Genomic DNA, 16,394 nt, shown 5'->3' with positions numbered 1-16,394 from the left:
AATTTTGTAAAAAGGATTATGATATTAATAAGGATTATTTAGTTTGTCGAAGGATTTCAGGTGTCTTATTATACATATATTATAAATTGCAAATTACAGCTTGGGGGACTATAAATGGCGAAAGTTTTAGCATTTCTTAAGCCTTACCGGATAGCGGTGGCAATAGCATTATGCTTAATGCTGACTGAGCTTGCTGTTGAGCTTATTCAGCCATTATTAATGGCAAAGATCATAGATCAAGGCATCCTTCAGAATAATCTTCAGGAGGTCGTGAAGTGGGGAGGGCTTATGCTGGCTGCTTCTTTTGCCGCTTTTGCAGCTGGAGTCATTAATTCCTTTTATGCTGCCCACGTCAGCCAAAGCTTTGGTTTTGATGTAAGGAAAAGCTTATATGACAAAGTGCAGTCCTTCTCTTTTGCCAACTTTAATCTTTTCCCGACATCTTCATTAATTACCCGAATGACTAATGATATTACGCAGCTGCAAAATACCGTCTTTATGAGTCTGCGAATCATGATGAGAGCTCCTTTATTAATAATTGGCGGCCTTATAATGGCTTTTGTGGTAGATGTGAAGCTTGCTCTTATCTTGTCAGCTGTGGCCCCATTCCTTTTTCTATTTCTGTTCTGGGTAATGGGAAAAGGCGGCGCGCTCTTTAAAGCTGTCCAGGAAAAGCTGGACTCTGTGAACAGCGTCATGCAGGAAAATCTGACTGGGATTCGGCTAATTAAAGCGTTTGTCCGCAGACATCATGAAGTAAAACGATTTACGCGCACGAATGAGGATCTTAGAGATGGAACGGTTAAAGCATTGCGTCTGATGGAAGTGACCATGCCTGTTTTGCTTTTAATCATGAATCTGAGTATTCTTGGCGTGCTTTGGTTTGGCAGTATACAGGTAAATGAAGGGGATGTAAAGGTAGGAGAGATTGTTGCCATTGTTAACTATGCAACCAGAATAACGGCCGCTTTTTCCATTTTCTCCTGGATTATCATGGCATTCTCAAGGGCGCGGGCCTCTGCAAATCGTGTTGCAGAGGTACTGGAGACTGATGTGGATTTGACAGACAGCTCAGAATCCAAGAATGTCCTAACAGTAAATCAGGGAAAAATTCATTTTGAAAATGTATCTTTTATATACCCAGGTACTTCAGAGAAGGTGCTGGACTGCATCAGCTTTACTATAAATCCCGGGGAAACAGTAGCGATATTAGGTGCAACAGGCTCAGGGAAAACCTCTTTATTCCAGCTCATCCCCCGGCTTTATGATGTGACCGGAGGAAAGGTTGAAATTGACGGGCATGATGTCCGGGAAATGAAAATGGAGAATCTTCGCAGGAAAATTGGCTTTGTGCCTCAGGAAGCCCTGCTTTTTACAGGAAGTGTGAAAGAGAACATTAAATGGGGCAAGGAAGATGCCGTGATGATGGAAATAACTGAAGCAGCTGTCAATGCGCAAATACATGAAACGATTATGAAGCTGCCTCAAGGTTATGAAACAAAAGTAGGACAAAAGGGTGTTAATTTATCGGGCGGGCAAAAACAGCGTCTATCCATTGCCCGGGCGCTGGTAAGAATGCCGAAAATCCTTCTGCTTGATGACAGCACAAGTGCACTGGATATGAAAACAGAGGCAAAACTTTTGAGTTCTTTAAAAAAATATACTTGTACAACACTGATTATCACACAGAAAATCAGTACAGCAATGGAAGCAGACAGAACCTTATTGCTTGAAGATGGAAGGCTTCTGGCTGAGGGTGACCACGATACTCTTCTTCAAACATCGGGATTGTATAAGCGGATTTTTCAATCTCAATCTGGAGAGGAGAACAGAAATTATGCTTAAACAGCTCAAAGAACCTTTCCAATATAAAAAGATTCCTCTCGACTTAAATGTTGAATTTACTAAAGGGAAAAAGCCGAAATCTGAGAACATTAACTCCACATTAAAAAGAGTCTGGACATACTTAGCCTACAATCAAGGATTGTTATCTCTTGTTCTATTAATGGTGGTTATCAGCTCAGCAATGGGGCTGCTTGGTCCATATTTAGTCGGGATGGCGATCGACGAGTATATTGTCACAAAAAACAGCAATGGATTTATAGCCTTACTGATCTGGCTAGGGGTCATTTATGTGCTGAATTCGCTTGCACTTTGGTTTCAGAATTATTGGATGATCGGCATCGCACAGGAAACTGTATTTACAATGAGAACGAAGCTTTTCAAACATTTGCATAAGCTCCCCATTCCGTTCTTTGACAAGCGGCAGCAGGGGGAACTGATGAGCAGGGTAACAAACGATATTGAAAATGTCAGCTCGACTCTGAACAGTTCAGTGATCCAGGTCTTTTCCAGCCTGCTGACTTTAATTGGCACTGTTTCAGTTATGCTTTGGCTCAGCCCTTTGCTGACGCTCATTACACTGATCATTGTGCCGCTGATGTTTTTTGGAATGAAATGGATTACAGCTCGGACAGGAAGGTTATTCAAAGAGCAGCAAAAGAATCTTGGAGAGCTGAACGGTTTTATTGAAGAGACCATATCAGGACAGAGGATCATCAAGACCTTTTCACAGGAAAAGAAAGTTATGGCCGAGTTCAGGGAAAAAGGAGAAAAACTTAGGGGGGCAGGGTTCTGGGCTCAGACATATTCCGGATTTATCCCGAAGCTCATGAATGTTCTAAACAACTTGAGCTTTGCCATTATTGCGGGGGTTGGAGGCATTTTTGCCCTGAATGGAATGATTTCAATCGGTGTCATTGTCATATTCACGGAGTATTCCCGACAATTTACACGCCCGCTTAATGACCTTGCAAACCAATTTAACACACTTTTATCAGCGATTGCAGGAGCAGAGCGGGTATTTGACATTATGGATGAAGATGAAGAATTCAGGAATGAGGAGCAGCTAAAAGAACTTACCGAAGTGAAAGGTGAGGTTGAATTCCATAAAGTATCTTTTTCATATGAAGAAGATGGAAATACGGTCAGGGATGTAAGCCTTCATGTAAAAGCAGGACAGACTGCTGCTTTAGTTGGCCCAACAGGTGCAGGAAAGACAACAATGATCAATTTGCTCTCCCGATTTTATGAACGGGAGTCAGGCCGTATTTTAATTGACGGCGAAGATATAGCTAATGTGAAAAAAGAAAGCCTGAGGAAGCATATGGGATTTGTCCTGCAGGATTCATTTCTATTCCGCGGCACTGTGCGTGAAAATATCCGCTACGGCAGGCTGGAAGCCTCAGATGAAGAAGTGGTGGAAGCGGCTGAGCTTGCCAATGCCCATTCTTTTATCATGAAACTTCCCCAACAGTATGACACACTGCTGAGTCAGGATGGAAATGGCATTAGTCAGGGGCAGAAGCAGCTTCTTTCCATTGCACGTGCATTTCTTGCCAACCCGTGCATTTTAATTCTGGATGAAGCGACAAGCAGCATTGATACGGTGACAGAGCTTAAAATTCAGGATGCCCTTCAGGAACTGATGAAAGGCAGGACCAGTTTTGTCATTGCCCACCGTTTGAATACGATTCAGAAAGCGGATAAAATTTTTGTTCTTGAAGAGGGCAGGATTATTGAGGAAGGTACACATGAATCTCTGCTTGAACAGGAAGGCTTTTATTATCGGCTTCATGGTAAAGCGTCTGTGGGTGCGAATGCATGATATGGCAGTTGGATACAAAAAAGATTTTTGCCCTTTAGCGAAACATTGAATTTTACAAACAAAAGGCGGACTTGACTAAATCAAATCCGCCTTTTTGCTTACCTATAAAATGATATTCTTTTCTTGTGCTTCTTTTAGCCAGTCCGGGAATTCATTCAGCAAGAGGTCATATAGTTCGTTATCAGAAATGGTCTCGACATCTTTAATGTGGAAAAAGTTTGCGTTATCGATATAGCGGCCATCCATTTCATCCAGCTTTTCCAGTACTTCAAAGTTAGAATCGCCTATCCCGACAAACTGCCAAAATAATGGTTTATCGGATGAAGCAACAACGGGTTTTTTGATCGTTCTTTTACAGCCTCCATCATTAATGAAAACAATGAAGGCAGGGTCTTTACTTATATCTTCTGAGGTATATTTCTGAATAACATCCTCCATTACGGGCGGTTCATCATTTCTTCCGAATTTGTGAATCAGATCATTATTTAAGATATATTGATCCACATATCCTTCAAAGTCATGTTCTGTTACAGGCTTCAACCTGGAAAATTCATTATCATAGACCCAAATATCAAGTGCGCCGTCATCATCAAATTGGCTGGCAACTGCTAAGATTCTTTCCACAACCCTTTGGACAGTCCCGTTTTTATATAACTTGCGCATGGAGCCTGAAATGTCCAGCACAAGTCCTACTCTGGCAGTAACATTTGTCAGTTCCTTTTTCTCCAGTACAATTCCCGCTGATTTTTTTAATAAACTAATAGAGCTCATTCTGTGAATCCCCCTTTAATTATCTATCCAAAAATTTACCATATCGGGAGACTATTAGCATTAATAAAGCTTTAATTTGAAAATTTCATGGCAAAGTCGATAAGCATTTTTTCATATAAATGGATGGAATGCGGCAGGACATATTCATGATCACCATGCCAGTTCATGCCGGTTGGACCAAACTCGACAGCTGGTATCCCGTAATTGGCAAAGAACACAGTATCAGCAGAACCATGCTGTCCAAAGAAAACAGCTTTATCTTCTGTATGTTTTTCAACAATAGGTTCAAGCATCAGGATGAAAGGATTGTCTCTGTCTGTCACAAGCGGCTTTGAGAACATATTCATGATAATTTCCCCATCTGTGATATTTTCGATTTGTTTGATAATCTCTTCATGATCCTGTTCAGGCAAGTATCGGATATCATACGACATTATACATTTTTCAGGCACCTTATTATAAACATCTCCTCCGGTAATTTTTGCCAGATTAATCGAAGGCTGTGGAAAGAATTCAGATGCTTCTTTTGCAAAGGGCAATTTTAATAGTTTTTGATGTACTTCAAAAGCCTTTTCAATGGCATTGACTCCTTCCCATGGACGGCTGCCGTGTGCCGGATCTCCGTCTATCTGGATGTCCAGCCGGATTACTCCTTTTGCTTCCAGCGCAATTCCGAGCTGCGTCGGTTCAGAACAAATGACAAAATCCCCGCGATACCCCTGTTCTGCTAAATAACCGGAGCAATTAAAACCGCCAATTTCTTCATCTGATACAATTTGAAGCTGTATTTTTACACCAATTGGCTTATTGCGTAGTTCTTTCACTGCACACATCATGGCAGCCACCCCGGCTTTCATATCTGCTGCCCCGCGTCCATATATCTTATCGCGGAGTTCTACAGGAATGAACTGTTCATCCTTTCCCGAGACAACATCCACATGTCCATTAAAAATAACGGTCTGATCACCGCTTCCAATTTCACATACTGCCATTTTATAGCCATTATTTTCGATTATTCTAGAAGGAAGGTCCTGGCCCGACAGCCATTGATGGCAATATTCGATAGCCTGGTTTGCTCCTTCCTTAGAAGAGCTTTTAATAGAAATGAGATCTTTCAGTAAGCTTTCAAGCATGTGTCAAAGGTCCTCCTTTAATGCAGCAATGATTTTACACAGTACTAATCCTATTCCCGCTTTGGCAGGATGAAAACAGCCTGATCAATGATAGCCCAATATTTGTGAAGAATTAGTGAAGTATATTGCGAAAAGGGAAGGTAAGGAGTATATTAAAAGTGAGGAAAGTTAGTGAAGTACTTCACAAATAACTTCACTTCAGCAATCTTTCTTCTCAAGAGCTGGCCGGCTTATTAAGTCCCCTGATAGGGAAAAATTTTTAAGAGATTATGTGAAATTATTCACAATAATAACATGGAGATGATTATTATGAAATGGTGGAAAACTCCTAAGGCAGCAGTCGTGTGGACGATTTTAAGGGTTTGGCTTGGTATACAATGGCTGGAAGCAGGATGGCATAAGGTAGCAGACGGATTTAATGCAGGAGGGTTCATGCAGGGGGCAATAGCCCAAGCCGCTGGCGACCATCCGGCCGTGCAGGGGTGGTATGCGGGCTTCCTGGAAAATGTAGCATTGCCAAACGCAGATTTATTCAGCACTTTAGTTGCATGGGGTGAAGTTCTTGTTGGAATTGGACTAATACTCGGAGCAGCAACCATTCCGGCATTAATAGCAGGCGCATTCATGAATCTAAACTTCTTATTAGCAGGAACAACAAGCACTAACCCAATACTATATACAGCAGCAATCATCCTTCTATTTACAGGTGCAGGTGCTTACTACTGGGGAGTTGACAAAGTCGCCATCCCATATATTAAGACAATGATGAAAGGCGGACACGGAATAGGCAAAAAAGAAGCACACAATCACTGAATTGAAAGAAGCAGGGGCTGAATGTCCCTGCTCCTTTTTTGTGTAAATTGCACCTTAGCGTTTTTGACTGTTCTTAACCCGCTGATTGGCTGCATTGGAACGTGCCATTGCCTCGAGATCTTCTTGATCGGCAAGCTCGCGGTTGAACTCTACGTCGATGCCGTCAGATTTCATATTCTTTGGTACTTGTGGAAGTGATGCTTTGTTTTTATCACGAGTTTTATGTCCATGTGCACGGCCCATTGTAAATAACCCCTTTCAGCAATAAAGGTGCGGAAACCTGAATGTTTCCGTACCTTTATCATGTGCCATTAATAGGGCTGGTATGGGTGGAAATTAATGTTTTGACTGTCTGCCTGTAAATCCGCCTGCTTTGTCAGCTCTTTTGAATTCTCTTGAATAAGTTACTTCCTGCATGCTTGATAAAGTGCTTTTGGATTTGTCTTTCTTTTTTTTATCCACTTCGCAACATCCTTTCAGAATAAGGTTCACACTTCCCTTATTTTTCCCTTATTTGAAAAAAATGATACAAATTTCATTGATAAATATCGTCAAGAGCTGCCTTTAAATCTGGATATAAAAAATCAAAACCTAATGACTGCAATTTTTCGGGAAGCACTTTTTGCCCCTCTAATACCAGTGTACTCATCTCCCCAAGAGTTATCTTTAAAGCAAAACCCGGAGCAGGCATCCAGTGAGGGCGATTAAGGACTTTTCCAAGTATTTGTCCAAATTCCTTCATTGTCACAGGATATGGTGATGTAAAATTTAGGGGACCTTGAAGCTGTCCTTGATCAATGCAAAAAAGGATTCCGTTTACGGCATCATCTAAATGAATCCATGAAACCCATTGGCTGCCTGTTCCGACAGTCCCACCGGCAAATAATTTATAAGGAAAGGCCATTCGCGGAAGAGCTCCATCGTTTTTTTCAAGAATGATTCCAAACCTGCAGAAAACTGTCCTGACTTCAAATTCTTCTGCTTTGGATGCCTCTTCCTCCCAGCGTCGTACTGTTTCAGCCAAAAAATCAGTACCGCTTTTCCTGGAAGCTTCGGTGAAGGTTTCAGTCTGGGAAGTGCCATAGTAACCGACAGCACTGGCATTGATTAGTGTATACGGCTTTTCTTCCAGGCGGCTAATAATACGGAGAACTTCCTTCGTGGCTGTAATGCGGCTGTTTAATATCCGTTTTTTGCGTTCTTCTGTCCATCTTCCGCTGTTAATGGACTCACCTGCCAGGTTAATAAACACGTCAATGCCTTCCAGAGCATCCTCCGGTGAATCATCATCGTTCAGCCATTGTACATAATTCAAATTTTTAGAATGCTGCTTATCAGATATATTTCTCGTTAGAATAAATATTTCATGTTTTTTCTCCAGGAATTTTTTCACCAATGCGTTTCCAACAAACCCAGTTCCGCCTGTGATGGCTATTCTCATGAGAGATTCCCCTTTCAAGTGGCAAATACTTTGTTACAATTTACGACGTTTTCTTTCAAATTCCTTTTTTGGATATGTTACATTTAAGAAAAGAGGTGGAGAAAAATGCCGATCATTACGAAAATCACATTTCAGAAAAAAAACACAGACCGCTACAATATATATATGGATTATGGGAAAGGTGAAGAATATGCATTTAGTGTGGATGAAGATGTGTTAATAAAACATCAGCTCAAAAAAGGAATGGAGCTGGATGAATTTTCACTAAATGAAATTGGCTTCCAGGATGATATCCGAAAATCATATAATATGGCTATTCATTATTTATCCAGAAGGATGCGCTCAGAAACCGAAGTCCGCAAACATTTAGCAGAAAAAGAAGTTGAAGAACCGGTTATTCAGGAAGTTGTCCACAAATTGTACGACTACAAATTTTTAAATGATGAAGAATATGCACTAGCATTTGTGCGTACACAAATGAACACATCTGATAAAGGGAAAGGATTAATCCGCACTGAACTAAAAGAGAAAGGGATTTCCCCTGAATTAATCGAAGAAGCGCTGAAGGAGTATCCATGGGAAGCTGAATTAAGTACAGCAAAAAGGCTGTGTGAAAAGCATTCACAGAAATATGCCCGTGATTCATCAAAGATCCTCAAACAAAAACTGGAACAGATGTTAATGCGCAAAGGTTTTAATTTTGACATCATTCAAGAAGCAGTATCTGAAACGGAGATTGAAAAAGAAGAGGATGAAGAATTGGCAGCCCTAAAGTACCAGGCGGAAAAAGCCAAGAGGAAATATGAGAACCTTCCCGAATTCGAATACAGGCAAAAAATGAAACAAGCCTTATTCAGAAAGGGCTTTTCTTTCAATTTAATTGAGCAATATTTAAGTGATGGAGAAGAATAACACATGGAAACCCATGTGTTATTTTTTAGATTCGATTACAATTGATTCTTCATCCATATTATCCAGAATTATTGCTGCCACTTCTTCAGGAGAACGAAGCCTGGATTTATCCTTGATATGGTCGCTTTCATCCCAGAATGGGGTATCCATTCCGCCCATATAAACGGCCTTAACTTTAATATCAGTGCTTTCAAGTTCTTTCTGAAGGCTCTCTGTAAATCCTCTTACAGCAAACTTGCTTGCAGCATACACTGATTCATTTACTTTTCCTTTTAAGCCAGCTGTCGAAATGATATTCATCAGCAAGCCGCAGTTTTTATCTTTAAAATGAGGCAAAACAGCCTGAGTCATATAAATAGTGCCCAGCACGTTTGTTTGAAGCATATCCTGTATTTCCTGCTCTCCAAGATGGTCTAATGGCCCAAAATATCCAACTCCGGCATTATTAATTAAGCCGTAAAGTTCATGGCTTTGGATTTGCGACAACAAGCTGCTGATCTCCTGGGGCTTAGTAATATCTAATGTAAAGACCTGAGTACTTCCGCCAGCTTCATGAATCTCCTTTTCTACACTTTGCAGTTTATCCAATGTCCTTCCTGTTAAAATAGTATGGTAGCCCTGTTTGGCAAATAATAAGGCAAGCTCTTTACCTAATCCGGACCCCGCGCCGGTAATGATGACAGACTTCATATGTTTCGCTCCTTTGAAGGTCTTATAAACCCCATCTTAACAAAAAAGTTCAATACTTGCGAAATGGTATGAAAAACAAAAAGCTGGAGCCTTTTCTAAACAGGCATTTTCTCATATACTTAGCAATGTGGAGTGGAAATGAAGTAAAAGTGAATATAAATTAGCTTGGCCAACTATCTGAAGAAAGTAAGGGATTAAGTATGCAGGAGAAAAGGTACAGTACAATGACTACGTATGAGCTTCAGCAAGAAATTGCCAGCTTAAATGAAAAAGCAAGGAAAGCGGAACAGATGGGCATGGTAAATGAGTTTGCCGTGCTTGAGCGCAAAGTAATAATGGCAAAATCCTACCTGCTCAATCCGGATGATTTTTCCCCTGGTGAAATTTATGAAATCGACGGGGATCCAGGAGTTTACTTTAAAATTGAATATATGAATGGCGTGTTTGCCTGGGGATTCCGGCTAAATGGCAGTAAAGGTGAAGAAGCTTTGCCGATCTCCATGCTGAAAAAACTGGAAGAAAGAGGATGATGTAAACCATCCTCTTTCTGCTTTATGAATTTTTGCGAATCTGCCGTTTTAAAATAATGAGGTCTTGAGTTTGCTGGGTCTCACCATTTACTTGTGAATGTGCACGCTTAGGCCTAAAGTGCGGTGAAGTAAATGGACTGGAATAAGGATTATCCCCAAAAAAGTTTTTGCTGTTTCCCATAACCAAGCCCTCCTCGTATTTAAAATTCTGGTGTGTCACTTTCGCGGTTTGATGAAGCTCTCATTCGTTCCTGAGGGTGCGTATTAATCGTGCCATCAGCCCGGCGTGAAGCATATTCTGCTTTAGCCCGCGGCTCCCCCTCCAGTTTTATGTTGTTTTGATTTGGGAAATTTCTCGCTTTATTGCGCATATGCAGCCTCCTAAACCGGAATACGGGCGCGACCGGCAAATTTGCCAATCACGTAATACTATTATTTGTTTTTTTCGGGAGGCTATGAAGGATACAGGTTATTAATTAATGGTAATGAGGTGACTTTTATGAATGAGTACCAGAAAAAGCTTTATGAGCTTTTATTGAAAAAAAACCACATGCTTTCAGCAAGCCAGGCCCAGACATGGATTGAGCTTTTATGGGAAGATTTTGAAGCAACATATGCCAAGGCTGGCAGAGAATATAAAGGTGCCGAAATGACAGAAAGAATCGTAAGGCAATGGGTAGAAAACCATGGAAGCAGGCTCCATGTATTTGTTGCTGATAACCCTAAATACAAGCATTTGCTTGAACAGGACGAAAATAAGCTAAATTAAAAACAGGCTGCGTATATTAGCAGCCTGTTTTCGTTAGCCGGGAATAATATCCAGTTTTTTTCGAAGTTTTTCCTCACTGAAAATCCAGCCTGTATAGGATGATTGAATGTTAAACTCCCGATCGAGCTGGACCACGGCTACAAATGGATAATGTCCATTGCTCCGGTAGCGGAGGTCAATGAATCGAACTTCATAATAATCATCATATTCATCCACTTCCCAGCGGTAAACTGGTGAGAAGGATAGGAATGCAGATAAATTTTTATCTTTCTTCGCCGCTTCAATTACTGGTGTCTCAGGGACAGGAACGCGATTAAATTGATCGAGAATCCTCACATGGTTTTTTACAGCACGCCCAACGAAAAATTGCTGCCTGCTCATCACCGCAACACGCCATTGATTGAACCTCATGGTTGGGGCAATGATGATTTCTGTGGCATCCGGAATAATTACTTTTACAGCCCTCAGTACACTTCTCTGAGCTGCAAAACGAAGAAGGTAGTACACGACAATAATGCCATAAATAATTAAAAATGTATAACCAGGATGAGCCCCGAAGGCCCATATAAATAATCCAGCAACATGAATCCCGAAAATGAATGGGTCGAATGTGTTGATGATTCCCAATGCTACCCATTTCGATGAAAAGGGGCGAAGTGCCTGTGTTCCATAAGCATTAAAAATGTCGACAAAAACATGCAGGAAAACAGCCAAAAATGTCCACAGCCATAAGTGAAGCAAATTTGCCGCTGGAAAAAATGGGTAAACAACTGCAAGTATGACAAGTGGCCAAAGCAGAACTGCAGGTATGGAGTGGGTAATTCCCCTGTGATTGCGAATATAAACGGCATTATTTCTTAGTTTTAAGACAGTATCTATATCTGGTATTTGTGAACCGACTATGGCTCCAATCATGACACTTGTTGCTGTAGCAGAACTCTCCGCAACAACGGGGTCAAGAGTGGCAATCCCGCCAATCGCCAGCCCCATAACTACATGTGTGCCGGTATCCAAGAGGAAAATACCTCCTTCCTTGGGACATGATCTATTGTTTGTTTTTATATATAGCGGACTCAATGGCCGCTTTCTAAAGTGTACCAGCAAATTTCTTGTATTAACAGCTGAATATGGGTACCTTTAAAGGAGTTGCTGAAATTGAAACAAAATATTCAATCATCAAGAACTAACGATTAAATAAGCAACTGTACTAATATATTCCCATATTTCCCGATTGTTTAACATCAGGAGGATTAAAAATTGAAAGAAATTAGTCAAAATAATATTGAATCAGTTGATATAAAAGGTTTTCAAAATGATTTGCTCAGGTGGTTTGAAGCTGAGCAAAGGGATTTGCCCTGGAGAAAGGACCAGGATCCTTACAAAGTTTGGGTTTCTGAGATTATGCTTCAGCAGACGCGTGTGGATACCGTTATTCCTTACTTTCATCGCTTTATTGAAAAGTTTCCAACCATAAAAGATCTTTCTGAAGCAGACGAAGAAAAGGTATTAAAAGCCTGGGAGGGTTTGGGCTATTATTCAAGAGCAAGAAACCTTCAGGCGGCCGTCCGGGAAGTCCATGAAAAATATGGCGGAATTGTTCCAGATACACCAAAAGAAATTTCTTCATTAAAAGGAGTAGGGCCTTATACAGCAGGAGCAATTCTCAGTATTGCTTACGGGATACCGGAACCGGCTGTGGATGGCAATGTCATGCGGGTCCTTTCGCGTATCCTCTCTATCTGGGATGATATCGCCAAGCCTTCTTCCAGGAAAATCTTTGAGGCTTCCGTCCGGAAATTAATTTCACATGAAAATCCGTCCCATTTCAATCAGGCCCTGATGGAGCTTGGAGCATTAATTTGCACACCAACGTCACCTTCATGCTTATTATGCCCGGTGAGAGAACATTGTACTGCTTTTTATGAGGGGACGCAGCATGAGCTCCCTGTAAAAACCAAAACAAAGAAGCAAAGAAATGTCCAATTAGCAGCAGCTGTCCTCATAGATGATCACAAAAGAGTTTTGATACACAAAAGACCTGGAAAAGGCCTTCTTGCTAATCTTTGGGAATTTCCGATGGCAGAAATCAATATTTCTTATGTAAGCGACAAAGAGCAGATGAAAGATGTGTTCAGCACACAATTTGGTGCCATGGTGGAAATACAAGAAATGACTGGTCAGATTGAGCACGTTTTTTCCCACCTAACATGGAACATAAATGTGTATAAAGGAGAAATATTAAAACTCGAAAAGGAAAAAAGCGATTTGAGATTAGTCAGCCTTGAAGAAATTAAGGAATTTCCTTTTCCGGTTTCCCATCAGAAGATATGGAAGCAATATTTGGAAAGCAAAGCATAGAAAAAGGGGGCGTGCCCCCTTTTTCTTTAAGTTAATCGTAGCTTACCCGGGTTCCATGCGTATAATCAGCTTCCTGTCTTTTCAAGCCGCCGCGGTTTTCTATTTCTTCAATGATCTCCCTATGGATGGTTTGGCCCTCAGCATTTAGATAAGGCATGATCTGCTGAAACGAATGATGGTAAAAAGCAAGCTCACTGTCCTTCCAGTCTGATTTTGACATCATGGAAAGCTCTGTCATATCACGTCCGACAAACATTTGCCATCTTCCTTTCCTCATTTGGATTACAGATAGTGTTTTAATTCGAATTGCCATATATACATGGAAAAAGCTAAAATGAAATCGGTAAGGTATTTTTGTTTAGGCCAATTCTTTAAAGTTAGGCTAAATCAACAAACTAGAGAAAAAAGCTTAATTTTTAATTTCCCGGAAAAACAAATCGCTAAACAGTTACGAACAGGAATACATAACAGAAAGGAAACTGAGTCATGACACAAAAAGTAGCATTGATAACAGGAAGCAGCAGAGGAATTGGAAAAGCCACGGCCATCAGGCTTGCCAAAGAAGGCTATGACATTGTCATCAATTACGTACGGAGCAAATCAGCTGCAAATGAAACAGCATCCGAAATTGAGGCACTGGGAAGAAAGGTTCTGGTTGTAAAAGCAAACGTGGGTGATGTAGAAAAAATTAAAGTGCTTTTCCAGGAGATTGACCGTGAATTTGGAAGATTGGATGTGTTTGTAAACAATGCAGCATCCGGCGTTCTGCGTCCGGCAATGGAACTGGAAGAATCTCATTGGGACTGGACGATGAATATTAACAGCAAAGCCCTCCTATTCTGCGGCCAGGAAGCTGCAAAGCTAATGGAGAAAAATGGAGGCGGAAAAATTGTAAGCATCAGCTCGCTGGGTTCGATCCGCTATCTGGAAAACTATACAACTGTAGGGGTTTCAAAAGCGGCATTAGAAGCACTGACACGTTACTTGGCTATTGAGCTGGCTCCTAAAAATATCGTCGTAAACGCTGTTTCAGGCGGTGCAGTTGATACTGAAGCTTTAAAGCATTTCCCTAACCGTGCAGAGCTTCTCGAAGAAGCAAAGACCAAAACTCCTGCAGGGCGTATGGTGGAAATTGAAGATATGGTTGATACCGTTATGTTTTTGATAAGTGAGGAATCCAGCATGATCCGCGGCCAAACGATTATTGTGGATGGTGGTATTTCTTTGCTTGTTTAATAAAAAAATGGATATCTTTGGTTATTAAAAAAGTTGGATAGTTTCCTCCACTCCCGGTTAAATTAATGAGCGTGGAGGTGATTATAATGGCTAAACAACCAAACCAATCTCAAGCTGGAACTAACGTTCAAGAAGTAAGACAACAAAACGCACAATCTGCTGGCCAAGGACAATTCGGTACTGAATTTGCCAGCGAAACAAACGCTGCTGAAGTAAGACAGCAGAATCAGCAAGCTGAAGCCCGCAAAGGTCAAAATGCCGGCAAACAAAGCCGCTAATAGCATTTAAAGAAAGAAGCCGCCTTTAATTGGAAAGGGCGGCTTCTTTTTTTGCTTCGGTTTAGATATAAAGTCCTCTGTTAATTTTATCTCTGGCCATCTCTTCGACAAAACTTCCATAAAGTCAACATAACTAGTCAAAGGGTTAAAAAAAGGTGCAGCGAAATATAGAAATAGGAAAAATAATGGGGACGGTGAAACAAACATGGAGAACTTTAACAGTTTAGTTTCAGAACAGATGAAAACGATGGAAAAGCTTCTTTATCTCCAAAGTGAATTGGAGCGCTGCCAAGAGATAGAAGAAGAATTGAAGGCTATTCAGCAGGAAACGGAGCTGGAAAGTGTACAGTATGAGATTGCAAGGATGAAAGAAGAACTAAAAGAAATTCATCGTATATTTGAGGAACAGACCGAAGAGGTCATCCGCTCCTATCAGGAAGTAAATGTAACTGTTTAAAAAATGACATTCCTTCCCTAAATCTATCTGTTTTTTAATACCTATAAAATCAGCTATTATATCCTTTTTTTTAAGCCGTTGATACATTTCAATGGCTCTTTGTTTTAAAAATTTCCTTTTACCGTTATAATAGTAGAAAACAGGAATCGTACTTTGTTGCCTTTTTCTTTTGGATATAATTGAGTCATGCTGTGCAGTAAACACAGGCATGAAGGGGAGGACGCCTATTCATGGCGCCAAAAAAAGTATTTTCAGGTTGCAAAGCTTCCGGAATGGAAAGTAGGGGAAAAAAATGGCGGTACCCATCGAAGGCGAACCAATGCAAATACACAGCTATAAACATAATGGGCATATCCACCGCGTCTGGGAGGAAACAACCGTATTAAAAGGGACACAAAATTTAGTGATTGGCGGAAATGACCGGACAATCGTAACAGAATCTGACGGAAGAACATGGGTAACAAGAGAGCCGGCCATTTGTTATTTCCATTCACAGCACTGGTTTAATGTGATTGGAATGATTCGGGAAGATGGTGTTTATTATTACTGCAATATCAGTTCACCATTTATTTTTGACGGAGAAGCGTTAAAGTATATTGATTATGATCTGGATATTAAAGTGTATCCTGACATGACATTCAATCTGCTTGACGAAGATGAGTATGAACGGCACCGTCAGGAGATGAATTATCCCGATGTAATTGACAGCATCCTTAAATCGAATGTTGACAATCTCATCCATTGGATCCGTCAGAGAAAAGGTCCTTTTGCACCCGACTTTATTGATATATGGTATGAACGTTATCTTACTTACAGACGCTAAAAAATGGCTGAATGCCGAAAAAAAACGCCTGTTGGACCTTGAGTCAGCAGGTTTTTATTTTTGTCCAGATCTGCATGATTACCAAGTTTAGGGGTAAGTTTAAGAAAATAACTGGAAATATCGGCTGATAGTCAAATATAAGAAAGCTGCATGATGCAGAGAGGGGGAGCGATCCGGTTGGATAGTATAAAGAGATATTTGAAATTCGTAAAGCCGTATCGGCTTCAGATTATCGGAACCATAATAATAGGCATCATTAAATTTGCCATTCCGCTTTTGATTCCGCTTCTGATTAAGTATGTAATAGATGATATTATTGGCAATGAGGCATTGAGCCAGAGCGATAAGACCAGCACACTTTTAATGGTTATGGCTGTGATGATTGCTTTATTTGTCATCGCCCGTCCGCCAATTGAGTATTACCGCCAATACTTTGCCCAATGGGTGGCAAGCAAAATTCTATACGATATCCGGGATAAGCTTTTTACCCACAAGATCGGAAGAGCACACGTCTGA

21 protein-coding genes and 1 pseudogene are annotated in these 16,394 nt (G+C 40.8%); 12 read left to right on the top strand and 10 right to left on the bottom strand.

Annotation, left to right across the window (positions count from 1 at the left end):
* Positions 1-114: 114 nt before the first annotated feature.
* Positions 115-1,845, top strand: coding sequence for an ABC transporter ATP-binding protein (locus ACEQ1T_RS00925; protein ID WP_370221452.1), 1,731 nt, complete (start codon positions 115-117; stop codon positions 1,843-1,845).
* Positions 1,838-3,667: an ABC transporter ATP-binding protein gene (locus ACEQ1T_RS00920; protein WP_206842522.1), complete on the top strand. Its 1,830-nt coding sequence runs from the start codon at positions 1,838-1,840 to the stop codon at positions 3,665-3,667. The genes ACEQ1T_RS00925 and ACEQ1T_RS00920 overlap by 8 nt, the downstream gene beginning before the upstream one ends.
* A gap of 102 nt (positions 3,668-3,769) precedes the next feature.
* Here the strand turns inward: ACEQ1T_RS00920 and ACEQ1T_RS00915 are convergent, their stop codons facing one another.
* Positions 3,770-4,438 carry a VWA domain-containing protein gene (locus ACEQ1T_RS00915; protein ID WP_206842531.1) on the bottom strand — a complete coding sequence of 223 codons (669 nt, stop codon included), beginning with the start codon at positions 4,436-4,438 and terminating at the stop codon, positions 3,770-3,772.
* 71 nt (positions 4,439-4,509) lie between these two features.
* A complete protein-coding gene (locus ACEQ1T_RS00910) occupies positions 4,510-5,571 on the bottom strand; it encodes a M20 family metallopeptidase (protein WP_206842541.1) in 1,062 nt (353 codons plus the stop codon).
* 309 nt (positions 5,572-5,880) lie between these two features.
* Here ACEQ1T_RS00910 and ACEQ1T_RS00905 point away from each other — a divergent pair, with 309 nt between their 5' ends.
* Positions 5,881-6,384: a DoxX family protein gene (locus ACEQ1T_RS00905; RefSeq protein WP_206842543.1), complete on the top strand. Its 504-nt coding sequence runs from the start codon at positions 5,881-5,883 to the stop codon at positions 6,382-6,384.
* 54 nt (positions 6,385-6,438) lie between these two features.
* Here ACEQ1T_RS00905 and ACEQ1T_RS00900 read toward each other — a convergent pair whose 3' ends face one another.
* The 3 genes from ACEQ1T_RS00900 to ACEQ1T_RS00890 form a co-directional block, all read right to left on the bottom strand.
* Positions 6,439-6,627, bottom strand: coding sequence for a YfhD family protein (locus ACEQ1T_RS00900; protein WP_206842545.1), 189 nt, complete (start codon positions 6,625-6,627; stop codon positions 6,439-6,441).
* 93 nt (positions 6,628-6,720) lie between these two features.
* Positions 6,721-6,846 carry a YfhE family protein gene (locus ACEQ1T_RS00895; protein WP_206842555.1) on the bottom strand — a complete coding sequence of 42 codons (126 nt, stop codon included), beginning with the start codon at positions 6,844-6,846 and terminating at the stop codon, positions 6,721-6,723.
* Between the two features lie 73 nt (positions 6,847-6,919).
* Positions 6,920-7,825 (bottom strand): TIGR01777 family oxidoreductase, encoded by a 906-nt coding sequence (locus ACEQ1T_RS00890; protein WP_370221450.1) that lies wholly within the window; start codon positions 7,823-7,825, stop codon positions 6,920-6,922.
* A gap of 105 nt (positions 7,826-7,930) precedes the next feature.
* Here ACEQ1T_RS00890 and recX point away from each other — a divergent pair, with 105 nt between their 5' ends.
* The gene (gene recX, locus ACEQ1T_RS00885; RefSeq protein WP_206842558.1) at positions 7,931-8,737 is read left to right on the top strand and encodes a recombination regulator RecX; all 807 of its coding nucleotides are present in this window, start codon (positions 7,931-7,933) and stop codon (positions 8,735-8,737) included.
* Positions 8,738-8,755: 18 nt separating this feature from the next.
* On the opposite strand, the gene ACEQ1T_RS00880 is transcribed toward recX, so the two are convergent.
* The gene (locus tag ACEQ1T_RS00880) at positions 8,756-9,427 is read right to left on the bottom strand and encodes an SDR family oxidoreductase (RefSeq protein ID WP_206842568.1); all 672 of its coding nucleotides are present in this window, start codon (positions 9,425-9,427) and stop codon (positions 8,756-8,758) included.
* A gap of 200 nt (positions 9,428-9,627) precedes the next feature.
* On the opposite strand from ACEQ1T_RS00880, the gene ACEQ1T_RS00875 reads away from it, so the two are divergent.
* Positions 9,628-9,957 carry a YfhH family protein gene (locus ACEQ1T_RS00875; protein ID WP_009335830.1) on the top strand — a complete coding sequence of 110 codons (330 nt, stop codon included), beginning with the start codon at positions 9,628-9,630 and terminating at the stop codon, positions 9,955-9,957.
* A gap of 22 nt (positions 9,958-9,979) precedes the next feature.
* Here the strand turns inward: ACEQ1T_RS00875 and ACEQ1T_RS00870 are convergent, their stop codons facing one another.
* Both ACEQ1T_RS00870 and ACEQ1T_RS00865 read right to left on the bottom strand, forming a co-directional pair.
* Complete coding sequence (locus tag ACEQ1T_RS00870) at positions 9,980-10,138, bottom strand: YpzG family protein (protein ID WP_009335831.1); 159 nt, start codon at positions 10,136-10,138, stop codon at positions 9,980-9,982.
* Positions 10,139-10,157: 19 nt separating this feature from the next.
* Positions 10,158-10,328 (bottom strand): small, acid-soluble spore protein K, encoded by a 171-nt coding sequence (locus ACEQ1T_RS00865; RefSeq protein ID WP_009335832.1) that lies wholly within the window; start codon positions 10,326-10,328, stop codon positions 10,158-10,160.
* A 128-nt stretch (positions 10,329-10,456) separates the two neighbouring features.
* On the opposite strand from ACEQ1T_RS00865, the gene ACEQ1T_RS00860 reads away from it, so the two are divergent.
* Positions 10,457-10,726: a YfhJ family protein gene (locus tag ACEQ1T_RS00860; protein WP_370221449.1), complete on the top strand. Its 270-nt coding sequence runs from the start codon at positions 10,457-10,459 to the stop codon at positions 10,724-10,726.
* A gap of 33 nt (positions 10,727-10,759) precedes the next feature.
* Here ACEQ1T_RS00860 and ACEQ1T_RS00855 read toward each other — a convergent pair whose 3' ends face one another.
* Positions 10,760-11,740: a metal-dependent hydrolase gene (locus tag ACEQ1T_RS00855; RefSeq protein WP_206842574.1), complete on the bottom strand. Its 981-nt coding sequence runs from the start codon at positions 11,738-11,740 to the stop codon at positions 10,760-10,762.
* Positions 11,741-11,983: 243 nt separating this feature from the next.
* Between ACEQ1T_RS00855 and mutY the strand changes: the two genes are divergently transcribed.
* A complete protein-coding gene (gene mutY / locus ACEQ1T_RS00850; protein ID WP_370221448.1) occupies positions 11,984-13,084 on the top strand; it encodes an A/G-specific adenine glycosylase in 1,101 nt (366 codons plus the stop codon).
* 31 nt (positions 13,085-13,115) lie between these two features.
* On the opposite strand, the gene ACEQ1T_RS00845 is transcribed toward mutY, so the two are convergent.
* Positions 13,116-13,340 carry a hypothetical protein gene (locus tag ACEQ1T_RS00845; protein WP_019383506.1) on the bottom strand — a complete coding sequence of 75 codons (225 nt, stop codon included), beginning with the start codon at positions 13,338-13,340 and terminating at the stop codon, positions 13,116-13,118.
* A gap of 230 nt (positions 13,341-13,570) precedes the next feature.
* On the opposite strand from ACEQ1T_RS00845, the gene fabL reads away from it, so the two are divergent.
* From fabL to ACEQ1T_RS00820, 5 genes and pseudogenes are all read left to right on the top strand, one after another.
* Positions 13,571-14,320 (top strand): enoyl-[acyl-carrier-protein] reductase FabL, encoded by a 750-nt coding sequence (gene fabL / locus ACEQ1T_RS00840; protein ID WP_206842584.1) that lies wholly within the window; start codon positions 13,571-13,573, stop codon positions 14,318-14,320.
* Between the two features lie 86 nt (positions 14,321-14,406).
* Complete coding sequence (locus tag ACEQ1T_RS00835; RefSeq protein WP_035333109.1) at positions 14,407-14,598, top strand: gamma-type small acid-soluble spore protein; 192 nt, start codon at positions 14,407-14,409, stop codon at positions 14,596-14,598.
* Between the two features lie 205 nt (positions 14,599-14,803).
* Positions 14,804-15,055: a YgaB family protein gene (locus ACEQ1T_RS00830; protein WP_009335839.1), complete on the top strand. Its 252-nt coding sequence runs from the start codon at positions 14,804-14,806 to the stop codon at positions 15,053-15,055.
* Between the two features lie 292 nt (positions 15,056-15,347).
* Positions 15,348-15,878, top strand: coding sequence for a DUF402 domain-containing protein (locus ACEQ1T_RS00825; RefSeq protein WP_009335840.1), 531 nt, complete (start codon positions 15,348-15,350; stop codon positions 15,876-15,878).
* A gap of 177 nt (positions 15,879-16,055) precedes the next feature.
* Positions 16,056-16,370, top strand: a pseudogene (locus ACEQ1T_RS00820) (multidrug ABC transporter ATP-binding protein); the annotation flags it as partial.
* Positions 16,371-16,394 lie beyond the last annotated feature (24 nt).

The sequence above is a fragment of the Cytobacillus sp. genome (assembly GCF_964223445.1).
Lineage (GTDB): Bacteria > Bacillota > Bacilli > Bacillales > Cytobacillaceae > Cytobacillus.
The sequence above is the reverse complement of the archived record's forward strand: the minus strand, read 5'-3'. Positions and strand labels throughout refer to the sequence as shown.

Coding starts and splice junctions, on each gene's coding strand:
- ACEQ1T_RS00875 (WP_009335830.1), top strand. CDS start 9,628: ATGCAGGAGAAAAGGTACAGTACAATGACTACGTATGAGCTTCAGCAA.
- ACEQ1T_RS00860 (WP_370221449.1), top strand. CDS start 10,457: ATGAATGAGTACCAGAAAAAGCTTTATGAGCTTTTATTGAAAAAAAAC.
- ACEQ1T_RS00835 (WP_035333109.1), top strand. CDS start 14,407: ATGGCTAAACAACCAAACCAATCTCAAGCTGGAACTAACGTTCAAGAA.
- ACEQ1T_RS00870 (WP_009335831.1), bottom strand. CDS start 10,138: ATGGGAAACAGCAAAAACTTTTTTGGGGATAATCCTTATTCCAGTCCA.
- ACEQ1T_RS00920 (WP_206842522.1), top strand. CDS start 1,838: ATGCTTAAACAGCTCAAAGAACCTTTCCAATATAAAAAGATTCCTCTC.
- ACEQ1T_RS00845 (WP_019383506.1), bottom strand. CDS start 13,340: ATGTTTGTCGGACGTGATATGACAGAGCTTTCCATGATGTCAAAATCA.
- ACEQ1T_RS00900 (WP_206842545.1), bottom strand. CDS start 6,627: ATGGGCCGTGCACATGGACATAAAACTCGTGATAAAAACAAAGCATCA.
- ACEQ1T_RS00865 (WP_009335832.1), bottom strand. CDS start 10,328: ATGCGCAATAAAGCGAGAAATTTCCCAAATCAAAACAACATAAAACTG.
- ACEQ1T_RS00880 (WP_206842568.1), bottom strand. CDS start 9,427: ATGAAGTCTGTCATCATTACCGGCGCGGGGTCCGGATTAGGTAAAGAG.
- ACEQ1T_RS00925 (WP_370221452.1), top strand. CDS start 115: ATGGCGAAAGTTTTAGCATTTCTTAAGCCTTACCGGATAGCGGTGGCA.
- recX (WP_206842558.1), top strand. CDS start 7,931: ATGCCGATCATTACGAAAATCACATTTCAGAAAAAAAACACAGACCGC.
- ACEQ1T_RS00910 (WP_206842541.1), bottom strand. CDS start 5,571: ATGCTTGAAAGCTTACTGAAAGATCTCATTTCTATTAAAAGCTCTTCT.
- ACEQ1T_RS00915 (WP_206842531.1), bottom strand. CDS start 4,438: ATGAGCTCTATTAGTTTATTAAAAAAATCAGCGGGAATTGTACTGGAG.
- ACEQ1T_RS00905 (WP_206842543.1), top strand. CDS start 5,881: ATGAAATGGTGGAAAACTCCTAAGGCAGCAGTCGTGTGGACGATTTTA.
- fabL (WP_206842584.1), top strand. CDS start 13,571: ATGACACAAAAAGTAGCATTGATAACAGGAAGCAGCAGAGGAATTGGA.
- ACEQ1T_RS00825 (WP_009335840.1), top strand. CDS start 15,348: ATGGCGGTACCCATCGAAGGCGAACCAATGCAAATACACAGCTATAAA.
- ACEQ1T_RS00830 (WP_009335839.1), top strand. CDS start 14,804: ATGGAGAACTTTAACAGTTTAGTTTCAGAACAGATGAAAACGATGGAA.
- ACEQ1T_RS00890 (WP_370221450.1), bottom strand. CDS start 7,825: ATGAGAATAGCCATCACAGGCGGAACTGGGTTTGTTGGAAACGCATTG.